The sequence below is a fragment of the Pseudomonas sp. CROZ-RG-20F-R04-15 genome, from assembly GCF_022662375.1.
Taxonomy (GTDB): domain Bacteria; phylum Pseudomonadota; class Gammaproteobacteria; order Pseudomonadales; family Pseudomonadaceae; genus Aquipseudomonas.
On the sequence record NZ_JAKNQL010000018.1, the window covers coordinates 102,663 to 114,533 of the forward strand.

The window sequence follows — 11,871 nt, forward strand, 5'->3', positions numbered from 1 at the left end:
GGCCGACATGAAACGTCTCGACATTTTGCTGATTGGCGCCAGCCAGGCCATGACCGACCTGGCGCTGGAGCTTGAACAACACGGCCACACATTGCAGCGTAGCGGCGTTGCGGCATCGACGATGGACTTGATCATCGACGATGGCTTCATCGGCGCTGGCGATCGCTGCGCAATCCCGCACCTGCACCTGCGCTTGGGTATCAATGCGCACAGCAAGGCCGGTTTACCTTCACTCGATCTGCTGTGCTTCCTCGGCTCTTCACTGATCAGCCGCGTGCCGATTGCCGATGAGCCGTCCGGCAATGGTCAGTCACTGCGCCAGCGAGCACTGACGCAGGTGGTCGACGAAGTGACGTTGCTGGTCAGCCGCTTCTCTCGTGATGCTGACTATTTTCAGCAGGCCGCGTCGGTGCCGGCGGCGGATTTCGAGCGGATGGAAGACCTGCTGTTCCTCGACAGCCTGGCGTACATCCATCGCCTCAACGACACGGCGAATCCGACTCTGCTGGAACAGGCGCAGGCCCCGGCAATCGAGCGCCTGCAACAAAGCCTGATCCGTCATGCCGAACGACCGGCGCTGCATCTCGCCGAACAATCGATCAGCTATCGGCAACTACACGCCCACAGTCGCGCGATCCAACAGCGCTTGCAGCCCTTGCTCGAGCAACACCCGCAGCCGTGGGTGGTCGGTATCTGCCTGCCGAAGAGTCCGGCGTTGTTCGCTTCGATTCTGGCGATTCTCGGCAGCGGCGCGGTGTACCTGCCGCTGGAACCGAGCCACCCGTTGCAGCGCCAGCAATACATTCTGCAAAACGCCGGCGCGTTGTTGCTGCTGCACGATGGTGAGCATCCGCTTGGCGAAACCATGGCGGGGCTGGATGTCAGTGGCATCGACAGCGCTGATGCGGACCTCAGCCAAGCGCTGATGCGCCAGCGCCCCGCACTCGATGCGCCGTGCATGGCGCTCTACACCTCGGGCACCACCGGGCATCCGAAGGGCGTATTGCTCAGTCAGGCCAACCTTGCGCACTTCACCGCTTGGTACGCCGATTACGTGCAGTTGCAGGCCGAAAGTCGGGTCTTGCAGTTCTCTTCGCTGAGCTTCGATTCGTCACTGATCGATATCTTCCCGACCCTGCTTGAAGGCGCCGAACTGGTGGTGCCCGACGACACCCAACGGCGTGATCCGCTGCAACTGATCGCGCTGATCCGCCGCCGACAACTGACCCATGCGTTCCTGCCGCCGGCGCTGTTGAGCATCCTGCCGCTGGAGCAGCTGGAAGGCGTGCAAGTGATGACCGGCGGCGATGTCTGCGAGCCGTTCGTCATCGAGCAACTGACCCGTCAGGGCACGCTGCATAACCTTTACGGCCCGACCGAAGCCACGGTGCTGATCACTGCGCGTCAACTGATACCCGGTGACAGCAACCGCAGCCTTGGCGCGCCGATCGCCGACAGCCAGGTGCTGATTCTCGATGACGATTTGCAACCGGTGCCGCAGAACACCGTCGGCGAATTGTTCATCGTCGGCCCCGGCGTCTGCCTCGGTTATCTGAACAATCCACAGCAGACCGCCGAGCGTTATCTGACCTTGAATCTGCCGGACGGGCAGACGCTGCGCGCCTACCGCAGCGGTGACATGGCCAAGTGGGGCGAGCACGGAATCGAGCTGTGCGGACGTCGCGACAATCAGGTGAAGATCCGTGGTTTTCGGGTCGAGCCGGAAGAGATCGAGCGCTGCCTGCGCGAGAGCCAGTTGTACCGGCAAGTGGCGGTGGTGATCGACAGTCAGCGGCGCATTCTGGCCTTCCTCGCCCAGCCGCAATCAGCCACCGCGCGCGAAGCATTGAAGGCCCACGCCCGACAGTTTTTGCCGGACTACATGCAACCCGTGGCGTGGACCGAGCTGCCGAGCATGCCGTTCGCCAGCAACGGCAAGGTCGACCGCAAAGCGCTGCTGGAACTGCCGGTGAACGTTCAGGACAGCGGGCCGAAATGTCTGCCGGTGAATGCTGATGAAGCCCTGCTGCTGGAGATCTGGGCGGAGTTGCTGGAGTTGCCGACCAGCGACATTTCCACCGACGAAAGCTTCTTCAATCTCGGTGGCCACTCGATTCTGCTGTCGCGGATGTTGCTGCGTTTGCGTGAGGAATTCGGGCGCAGCGTTTCGATCAATCGCTTCATCGAACTGCCGACCATCATCAAACTCGCAACGCTGGTGCGCGGCACCGATGACAACGCGGTGCTCAGCGCCCAGGCCATGGCCGACGCCGAACGTACGCTGGACATCGAACCGCTGCCGATCAGCCGCATGGGCGATGTGCACAAGGTCATCGTCACCGGCGCCAACAGCTTTGTCGGTGTGCACATCGTCGAGGCGCTGCTTGGTTGGGGCGCCAGCGAAGTGGCGTGTCTGGTGCGTGACGGCGGCGGGCAAACGGCGGCGCAACGCTTTGCCGAGGCACTGCGGGAAAACCGTCTGGAGCATCTGGATCTGCGTCGTGTGCGGGTTTACGCGGCAGACATTACGCGTCCGCAACTGGGCCTGAACGACGAAGATTATCAACGTCTGGATCGTGAGTTCGGCGCGTTGGTGCACAACGCCGCCAACGTCAATCACGTGCTTGATTACGAGTCGCTGGCGGCAGACAACGTCGAGCCGATTTTTGCCCTGCTGCGTTTGTGCGAAGGGCAGAGCAAAAAGGTTTTCAATTTCGTCTCTACGCTGTCGGCTTCAAGCACGGTCGATGATGCGGGACGGGTGCTGGAACTGCCCGCCGCGCTGACGCCACCGATCTACATTCGCAACGGCTACAACCTGTCGAAATGGGTCGCTGAACGCATCCTTGAACGGGCGCGGGAACGCGGCGCTCGGGTCAATCTTTATCGCCCCGGCAACATCAGTTTCAACAGCTTGAGCGGCGTTTGTCAGCCGCACAAAAACCGCTTGATGCTGATGCTTAAAGGCTCGATTCAGCTCGGTCAGGTGCCAGCCTTCGCGCTGAATTTCGACCTGATGCCGGTGGACTTTCTCGCCCGTTTCATCGCCTTCCACGCCAGTCGTTATGCGCCCGAGCGGGCGGTGTTCAACCTGCATAACCCCGAGCCATTGAGTTGGGACGCCTACGTCGCTTCGTTCCGTGAAACCGGCAGCGAGTTCGCGCTGGTCAGCGTTGCCGACTGGCAGCAGCAACTGAACCGGGTCGACGCCGACAACGCGCTGTTCGGCGTACTCGGTTTCTACCTCAACGGCTTTGAAGAAGACATCGGCGACATCTCTCTGATCGGCCACGCCAACGCTGAAGCCGGCGTGCAGCAAATGGGCGCGCACTACCCGCAGAAATCCCCGGCGCTGCTGCGTCGCGGCTGCGACTACCTGAAACAAATCAACTTCATCTGAAGCCATAAAAAAGGAGCAACACCATGAGCAATCTGCAACCCGACACCCTGATCAAAAACCCCCACGGCTGCCACGTTGTCTCTTCGGTAGAAGTGCCCGCAGACGCGGCGCAAGTCTGGGCGGTGGTCGGCAATTTCGGCGGTTTCGACCGCTTCATTCCGGCGCTGTCGCATATCGAAATGACCGGTGAGGGCGTGTCCTCACTGCGCAAAAAGTTCTTCAAGGATGGCAACGTGGTGGTCGAACAACTCAATTCGCGCGATGAGCACGCACGAAGCATGACCTGGACGACAATTTACAACACGTTGGGCGTGGCGAATCTGTGGGCGGCGATGAATGTGGAGTCGCTGGGCACAGGCAAGTCCCGGGCGACGTGGACGATCATTGCCGAGCCGGCCTCGGGCGGCGAAGAGGCGCTGCCAGGGTTCAAGGATTTTGTGCAGGGGTTTGCGGATGATGCGATGGGGAATGTGTTGAAGCTGTTTGTTTAAGGCTTCGGCTTTGCGGTGATTGAACCACCGCTTTCGCGAGCAGGCTCGCTCCCACATTTTGATTGCATTCCTTCTGTAGAAACGCGGTCAATTTGTGGGAGCGAGCTTGCTCGCGAAGAACGATAACTCGGTCTCCAAGCTGAAAAATCAGATTTTGAAGCTGTCGACCAGTTGCTTCAGACGGTTAGCCTGCTGCGACAACGCATCACAATCCTTCAACGTTTCATTGAGGTTGGCCACGCTCTGCTGGTTCAGCAGGTTGATCTGGTTAACGTCGACGTTGAGGGTTTCCACCACGGCGGTCTGCTCTTCGGTCGCCGCTGCCACCGACTGGTTCATCCCGTCGATTTCGCCGATGCGCTGGGTCACGCTGACCAGACGCAGACCGGCCTGGTTGGCCACTTCCACGCTCTGCTCGCTGGAGGCCTGACTGGCATTCATCGTGGTCACCGCTTCACGCGAACCGACCTGCAGGGAAGTGATCATCTTGTGGATCTCTTCCGCCGATTCCTGGGTGCGATGGGCAAGGTTACGCACCTCGTCCGCCACCACCGCAAAACCACGCCCGGCTTCACCGGCACGCGCCGCTTCGATCGCAGCGTTGAGTGCCAGCAGGTTGGTCTGTTGCGAGATGCCTTTGATCACATCGAGGATATGGCCGATGTTGTCGGTGCTGGCGTTCAGGGTTTCGATCTGCGTGCACGACAGGCTGATCTTCTGCGACAGTTCGGTCATCGCTTGAATCGTCTGCTCGACCACCTGACGACCGTCATCGGCCTGCTCGCTGGCGCCGCTGGCATGCTGCGAAGCATCGGCGGCGTTACGCGCAATTTCCTGGGTGGCGGCGCCCAACTCGTTGATCGCCGCAGCGACGCTGTTGGTGCGCGCGCTTTGCTCGTCGGAGCCGACGATCGAGGCGTTGGACGACGCCATCACCCGTTGCGAAAGGTCATGCACATGACGGGTCGCCGAGGACACCTCGGAAATCGACGCGTGAATCCGTTCAACGAACTGGTTGAACGCGCTGCCCAATTCACCGAACTCGTCTTTGCTTTCTACAACCAGACGGCGAGTCAGGTCGCCTTCACCCTGAGCAATGTCCTGCATCGCGCGGCCCATGGTGGTCAGCGGACGCATCAACACGTTGATCAACAGGCTCAGCAGCAAGGCAATGGCGGCCACGGCGACAAACATCGCGATCAGCGCCGAGGTGCGGAATTGGCTGAGTGCGGCGTAGGCTTTATCGCGATCGATCGACAGACCGATGTACCACTGCGCATTCGGCAGGTCGCTGACCGGGGTGAACGACAGGATACGTTCCTGGCCATTGAGCACGACGTTCTGGTTGCCCTTCTCGATGCGCACGCTGGTGTTCGGGTAGATGTCTTTCAGGTTTTTCATGACCTGATCTTTGTCCGGGCTGACGATCACCTGACCGTCGGCACTGACCAGAAACGCATGGCCGAGGCCACCGAAGTCCACCGAGTTGATGATCTTCACCAGGGTTTCCAGGCTCAGGTCACCACCGACCACACCGAGCAGTTCGCCGTTCTTTTTCACCGGCATGGCGATGGTTACCACCAACCCGCCGACAGCAGCCATGTACGGCGGCGTCAGCATGGTTTTATCGGCGGCTACCGCTTGCTTGTACCAAGGGCGCTGACGCGGGTCGTAGCCGTCCGGCATCTTCGCGTCAGGGCGCTGAGTGAACACACCGTTGGCCTGACCGACGTAAGTGAACTGGAAATTCGAGGTGAAGGCCGGCTGATCGACCAGACCCGGCAAGTCCGCGTCCTTGCCCTGATGGGCAACGTTCTGCGCGAGATTTTCCAGCACCAGAATCCGCCCGCTCATCCAGTTCTGCACGCTGCTGGCGGTCAGATCACCGGCCTGCTGCACAGAAGACTGAAGGTTCTGGCGAATGGTGTTTCGCTGCAGATAGTCGTTGTAGAGGGTGAACAGCGCGAACGCCAGGACCACGACGCCCGAGGCGGCCAACAGGATTTTATGGCTGAACTTGAGATTCATTTCATGGGACTTCTTATGACAAAAGTGGGGATGCGTTCCGGATGCAACATTCCATGTACAGCGCAGGCGGCGTTCTTCAGGCCGCTCTACTTTGGTGCACGCATGTCTCACCAGTCTGTCGGCACGTGTCGGAGAAATCTTAGGGCTGGACGGAAAATGGATGGCATTTCTGGCGAGTTCCCGCCGAACGGCGTACTAGAGCGGCTGGTAGCCGGTTTTTTATGAGCGTTGTATCAGTGGCAGTTGCAAATTCTGTAACCCTTGATGACAATGCGAGTAATTATCATTTGTGACGTTCGCGTTCATGTCCTCACCTGAGTTTGCAGTACAGGCGCTTTACAGTAGTCATCACGGCTGGCTCAACGCTTGGCTGCGCGCGCGGCTGGGCAACGCGGCAGATGCGGCAGATCTGGCCCAGGATACTTTCGTACGCCTGTTGCAACGCACCGAACGCCTCGAACTCAAAGCTCCTCGCGCCTTCCTGCGCACCATCGCGCGTGGTCTGGTGATTGATCATTGGCGGCGCGAGGAAATCGAACGCGCCTATCTGGAAACCATTGCGCATCTACCCGAAGCCGAAACGCCGAGCGCCGAAGCCCGTGCACTGGTAATCGAACTGCTGGAAAGCATCGCGCGCATGCTTGAAGGACTGAAGCCGAAAGTGCGTCAGGCGTTTCTGCTGGCGCAGTGCGAAGGTTTGACCCACAAGCAGATCGCTGAACAGATGGGCCTGTCGTTGCGCTCCGTCGAACGTTACGTCGCCGATGCGCTGTATCACTGCTACGTGCTGCGGTACGAAAACTGATGCCTGTGGATAATCTTTCTCTGAGCCGCCGCACCGAGCCGCAGCAACAGGTGGTCAAGCAGGCCATTCAATGGCTGTTGCGCCTGCGCAACAATCACGGCAATCCGCGCCTGAACCGCCAGTGTGAACAGTGGCGCGCCGAACATCATGAGCATGAACTGGCCTGGCAACGGGTGCAGTCGCTGCAAGCCGAATTGAGCAATAACCTGCGCGCAGTCCCCGGTGCCCAGGTGGCGTTCAACACCTTGGAAAACAGCGCACAGGGGCTGGGCCGGCGACAGGCTTTGAAGTTGCTGTCTGGTGCATTGCTGATGGGTTCCGCCGCCTGGCTGGCCAAGGACACTGCGACATGGCAACAGTGGAGCGCCGATTACGCGACAGCGACCGGTGAGCGTCGTGGCTTCCAGTTGCCCGATGGCACGCGGATCGAACTCAACACCGCCAGTGCGGTGGATCTGGATTACACCGCGCAGCAGCGGCTGATCAAACTGACTCGCGGCGAAATCATCGTCACCTGTGGCGGCGCTGATCAGGGGGTAACCTTCGAGCGGCCGCTGCGCGTGCAAAGCCGTCACGGCATTTACGAACCGCAGGATGCGCGGTTCATCCTGCGTCAGGACAGCCATTGCACGCGACTCAGCGTCACCAGTGGGCGGGTTGCCATTCACTCCGGTACGACATCGCTGGAAGCACTCGCCGGGCAAAGCTATCTGATCGACCACCACCAGGTACGTCCGGCGCCACCGCTGGATATGGATGCCGGCGCTTGGGTCGATGGCCTGATTGTCACACGCAATATGCGCTTGGGCGACTTTCTCGCTGAAGTCGGGCGTTATCGTCAGGGCTTTCTGAGTTGTGCGTCCGACGTTTCCGAGCTGCGTCTGTCCGGCGTGTTCCGCCTGGAAGATACCGACAAGCTGCTGGCCATCCTGCCGCAGACGTTGCCGGTGCAATTGCGCTACCGCACGCGCTGGTGGGTGACGCTGGAGCGCGTCGCCTGAAATTATTTTGGCGGGTTTTCGCAGCAAGTTCGGCTTGGTCAGTAAGCACTTCAATTCAAGCGTTTGCGACTTCCTACGGAAACCTACAATGACTGTCCGCGCCACCTGTAAGAACTCTCCGAATTTCACTGCCGACTCCGGACTGCTGCGCCACGCCGTTCGCGCTGCACTGTTGTCCACAGCGCTGGGCGTGAGTGCATTGCCGAGTCTGAGCCTGGCGGCCAGCGGCAGTACCAGTGAAGTCAGCCATCGCTACAACATTGCTGCCGGGCCGCTGGGAGAAGCGTTGAATCAGTTCGCCCGTCAGGCTGGCATTACGTTGTCGATGACCCCGCAGCAAACCCAAGGCCGGCAATCGCCCGGCGTACAGGGTGATTATTCGACTGATCAGGCGCTGAGCCATTTGCTCGGCGGTTCAGGTCTGGAAGCGCTCAGTCAGGATGGCAGCAGTTACATCCTGCGCCCGCTGGCTGAAACCGAAGCGCTGGCCCTGCCAACCACCGATATCAAAGGTTTCGCCCTCGGCAACGCATTGGGCAGCATGGATGGCTACAACGCCACCCACAGCCAGATCGCCACCAAGACCAGCACCGCGTTGCTGGAAACTTCACAAAGCGTCTCCGTGGTCACTCGCGAGCAAATGGACGACCAAGGGTCGCAGACCGTCGCGCAGGCAATGCGTTACACCCCGGGCGTGCTGACCAATCCGTATGGCGCGACCCACCGTTATGACTATGTGGCGATGCGCGGTTTCAACGATGGCTCGGTGGACAATATCTACCTCGACGGCCTCAAGTCGATGGGTGACAGCGGCACTTACAGCACCATGCAAGTCGATCCGTATTTCCTTGAACGCGTGGACATTCTCAAGGGACCGTCGTCGGTATTGTACGGTCGCAGTTCGCCTGGCGGCCTGGTGGCGTTGACCAGCAAGAAACCGTTGTACGAGGCTTACCACCAGGTCCAAGCGACGGTCGGCACTCAGGGTCAGCGCGGGGTCGGTTTTGACTTCAGCGGCCCGGTCGATGACGACAAGCGCACTGCCTATCGTCTGATCGGCTTAACGGATCAGTCCGACACACAGTTCGACCACAACAAGGAAAAGCGCTTCGCCCTCGCACCGACCCTCAGTATCGATTTCACTGAAGACACTTCGCTGACGTTGCAGGCTTATCTGCAACACGATCCGGATGGCGGTTACCACGGTGGCGTACCAGCGGACGGCACGATTCATCAGCGCAACGGCAACCGCATCTCGCCGCACTTCTTCGAAGGCGAACCGGGTGTCGATGGCTATTCGCGAGATCAGCAATCGTTCGGTTATCAGTTTGAACATCGGTTCAATGATGTCTTCACCGCAAGGCAGAATTTCCGTTACCTCGATTCCAAGGTAAACATGGATCAGGTCTACGCCTATGGCTGGACCTCACCGACCAGCAACGAGTTGAACCGCTACTACACCGGCGGTGATGAGCGTCTGCATGCATTCATCGTCGACAACATGCTCCAGGCCGAATTTTTCACCGGCGCGACCAAACACACGTTGCTCATGGGCGCGGATTATCAGCGGCGTAAAACCGTGGTTGACTGGACCAGCGGCGGACTCGCGCCGATCAATGCGTTCAACCCGGTGTACGGCAACTCGACGATCGACATGTATGGCGAAACCAGTTACCTGCGCCGTCTGGAGCAGACCGGGGTTTACCTGCAAGACCTGATCGAGATGGACAAGTGGCGTTTCTCGCTGGGCTTGCGCCAGGACTGGGTCGAGACTTCAGATGAAAACCGTATCGCTGAGGCCGGACGTCCGGTTGGCACAGAGATCAATGATCGCCGCACCAAACTCACTGGCCGGGCCGGTGCGTTGTACCTGTTCGATAACGGTTTGGCGCCCTACATCAGCTACTCCGAATCGTTTAACCCCAATTCCTATGCCGACAGTGCCGGTAACCCGCTTGCTCCTACCGATGGCACACAATGGGAAGTCGGTTTGAAGTATCAGCCGCCGGGCACGGACAACCTGTTCACCGCCTCGCTGTTCCGCATCGACCAAGAGAACCTGGCGACCAAACTGCCGCAGGAAAACTTCTATCGTGCGGTCGGTGCCGTCCGCTCTCAGGGTGTGGAACTGGAAGCGCACATGCAGTTGACCGATAACCTCAAGGTTCTCGGCAGCTACACCTTCACCGATATCGAATACTCGAAGTCGATGGTCAGTACGTTGAGCACCCCGACCGACGTGATCGAGAACAAAGGCAACTCGCCGACGCAGGCGCCACGACACATGGCTTCGTTGTGGGCGGACTACAAGTTCGACAGTGCGGTACTCGATGGCCTGCGCCTGGGCGGCGGCGTGCGTTATGTCGGCTATAGCTGGGCGGATGCAGAGAACACCTTGAAGGTGCCGTCCTACACACTGTTCGACGCCTCGATTGGTTATGACCTGAGCAAAGTCGGTTTGAAGGGCGTTGACGTACGCCTGAATGCGAACAACCTGACCAACGAGTCCTACGTGGCTTCCTGCGCCAGTCTGAACTTCTGCTACATGGGCGAAGAGCGCAACGTGGCGGCGACGGTCAGCTACCAGTTCTAAGCCTTTGTCCTGGGCATAAAAAAGCCAGCCTCTGAAATTCAGGGGCTGGCTTTGTCGTTTTCACGGGAAAATTTCAATGCGTGCGTTTCTGGTTTTATTGCATCGATATATCGGTTTAGCCACAGCAGTGTTTTTGCTGTTGGCCGGGATTACCGGGAGCATTCTGGCGTTCAATCATGAGCTGGATGAATGGCTAAACCCGGAGTTTTATACGGCTTCTGCCCAGGGTTCGCGACTGCCACCGGGCACGTTGGTTGATGCGGTGCAATCCGCGCATCCAAAGCTGCAGGTCTGGTACATGGAGTATCCGCATGAGGCGGGGCATACCGCTTTACTGGCGGCAGTGCCACGTACTGATCCGGCGACAGGAAAGCCATTCGATGAGCGTAATCAGGTGCTTTACCTCGACCCGGTGAGTGCTGAACAGACGGGTCAGCGTTATTGGGGGGAATGCTGTTTTGGACGGAAGAATTTTGTCCCGTTCATCCTCGAGTTTCACTACAACCTGACATTGCCGGGGAACTGGGGGTTGTGGCTGATGGGGTTGGTGGCCGTCGCCTGGGTGATCGACTGTTTTGTGGCGCTGTGGCTGACATTGCCGCGTGGAAAGCCGTTCTGGAAGAAGTGGTCGACGGCCTGGAAGATCAAGGGTGGGCATGCCTACCGGCTGAACTTCGATCTGCATCGTGCGGGGGGATTGTGGTTGTGGCTGTTGTTGCTGCCGATCGCCGTGAGCAGCGTGGCGATGAACTTGCCGAGTCAGGTGTTCAAGCCTGCGGTGTCGTTGTTTTCGTCGATTGAGCCGAGCGTCTATGAGGCGCGAGGACGAATGCCTCCTTCAACGTTGGGGGTGACGCAATTGAGTTATCAACAGGCTTACGAAAGGGCATTGCAGGAGGGGAAAAGGCTAGGACTGACAGCAGTGATCGGGGAGTTGTATTACAGCTTCGAGTACAACTTCTACGGCGCGGGATTCGGGCAGCACGACACTGAAGCCCATGGCAAATCCTGGTTGTTCTTTCATGGTACGGACGGGCGCTTGTTAGGACAGGAAATAACAGGACAGGGGACGTTGGGGGAGCAGTTTTATCGGCTGCAGTTGCCGATACATGGTGGACGGATCGTAGGAGTGACCGGACAAGTAATGATCGCGGTGTTAGGTGTTTTGATTGCAGGACTGTCAGGGACCGGCGTCTACATCTGGTGGCGCAAATGGCAGGCTCGACGCATCAGCAAGGCACGCAAAGCAGTTTAATAGTCAGTTTTTGTAGGCGCTGAAATGACAAAACCCCTGTCTGCGTTAGCAGACAGGGGTTTCGGAATTCAATCTTGACGATGACCTACTCTCACATGGGGAAACCCCACACTACCATCGGCGATGCATCGTTTCACTGCTGAGTTCGGGATGGGATCAGGTGGTTCCAACGCTCTATGGTCGTCAAGAAATTCTGTATCTGGCTCGTCAACACGGTAACAAGCCAGCAAAAACGGATGTTTCTACTAAAACAAAACCCCTGACTGCGTTAGCAGACAGGGGTTTTGGAATTTAATCT

The 11,871-nt window shown here is 58.8% G+C and carries 7 protein-coding genes and 1 rRNA gene; 6 read left to right on the forward strand and 2 right to left on the reverse strand.

Annotated elements, in window-relative coordinates; genetic code table 11:
• Positions 1–7: 7 nt before the first annotated feature.
• Both L8H52_RS22455 and L8H52_RS22460 read left to right on the forward strand, forming a co-directional pair.
• Positions 8–3,400, forward strand: coding sequence for a non-ribosomal peptide synthetase (locus tag L8H52_RS22455; RefSeq protein ID WP_242208745.1), 3,393 nt, complete (start codon positions 8–10; stop codon positions 3,398–3,400).
• Positions 3,401–3,423: 23 nt separating this feature from the next.
• Entirely contained in the window at positions 3,424–3,891 is a 468-nt protein-coding gene (locus L8H52_RS22460; protein WP_242208744.1) for an SRPBCC family protein, read from the forward strand.
• Positions 3,892–4,038: 147 nt separating this feature from the next.
• On the opposite strand, the gene L8H52_RS22465 is transcribed toward L8H52_RS22460, so the two are convergent.
• The gene (locus L8H52_RS22465; protein ID WP_242208743.1) at positions 4,039–5,919 is read right to left on the reverse strand and encodes a methyl-accepting chemotaxis protein; all 1,881 of its coding nucleotides are present in this window, start codon (positions 5,917–5,919) and stop codon (positions 4,039–4,041) included.
• A 304-nt stretch (positions 5,920–6,223) separates the two neighbouring features.
• On the opposite strand from L8H52_RS22465, the gene L8H52_RS22470 reads away from it, so the two are divergent.
• From L8H52_RS22470 to L8H52_RS22485, 4 genes are all read left to right on the forward strand, one after another.
• A complete protein-coding gene (locus tag L8H52_RS22470) occupies positions 6,224–6,724 on the forward strand; it encodes a sigma-70 family RNA polymerase sigma factor (protein WP_150687708.1) in 501 nt (166 codons plus the stop codon).
• A complete protein-coding gene (locus L8H52_RS22475; RefSeq protein ID WP_242208742.1) occupies positions 6,724–7,725 on the forward strand; it encodes a FecR family protein in 1,002 nt (333 codons plus the stop codon). The genes L8H52_RS22470 and L8H52_RS22475 overlap by 1 nt, the downstream gene beginning before the upstream one ends.
• Positions 7,726–7,813: 88 nt before the next feature.
• Complete coding sequence (locus tag L8H52_RS22480; RefSeq protein WP_242208741.1) at positions 7,814–10,318, forward strand: TonB-dependent siderophore receptor; 2,505 nt, start codon at positions 7,814–7,816, stop codon at positions 10,316–10,318.
• A 76-nt stretch (positions 10,319–10,394) separates the two neighbouring features.
• Positions 10,395–11,573, forward strand: a complete 1,179-nt coding sequence (locus tag L8H52_RS22485; protein WP_242208740.1) for a PepSY domain-containing protein — start codon at positions 10,395–10,397, stop codon at positions 11,571–11,573.
• Positions 11,574–11,645: 72 nt separating this feature from the next.
• Here L8H52_RS22485 and rrf read toward each other — a convergent pair.
• Positions 11,646–11,761 (reverse strand): 5S ribosomal RNA (rrf, locus tag L8H52_RS22490).
• Between the last annotated feature and the right edge of the window lie 110 nt (positions 11,762–11,871).

Bases quoted from the DNA above. Each gene is read 5' to 3' on its own strand.
- L8H52_RS22455 (WP_242208745.1), top strand. From the start codon at position 8: ATGAAACGTCTCGACATTTTGCTGATTGGCGCCAGCCAGGCCATGACC.
- L8H52_RS22460 (WP_242208744.1), top strand. From the start codon at position 3,424: ATGAGCAATCTGCAACCCGACACCCTGATCAAAAACCCCCACGGCTGC.
- L8H52_RS22465 (WP_242208743.1), bottom strand. From the start codon at position 5,919: ATGAATCTCAAGTTCAGCCATAAAATCCTGTTGGCCGCCTCGGGCGTC.
- L8H52_RS22470 (WP_150687708.1), top strand. From the start codon at position 6,224: ATGTCCTCACCTGAGTTTGCAGTACAGGCGCTTTACAGTAGTCATCAC.
- L8H52_RS22475 (WP_242208742.1), top strand. From the start codon at position 6,724: ATGCCTGTGGATAATCTTTCTCTGAGCCGCCGCACCGAGCCGCAGCAA.
- L8H52_RS22480 (WP_242208741.1), top strand. From the start codon at position 7,814: ATGACTGTCCGCGCCACCTGTAAGAACTCTCCGAATTTCACTGCCGAC.
- L8H52_RS22485 (WP_242208740.1), top strand. From the start codon at position 10,395: ATGCGTGCGTTTCTGGTTTTATTGCATCGATATATCGGTTTAGCCACA.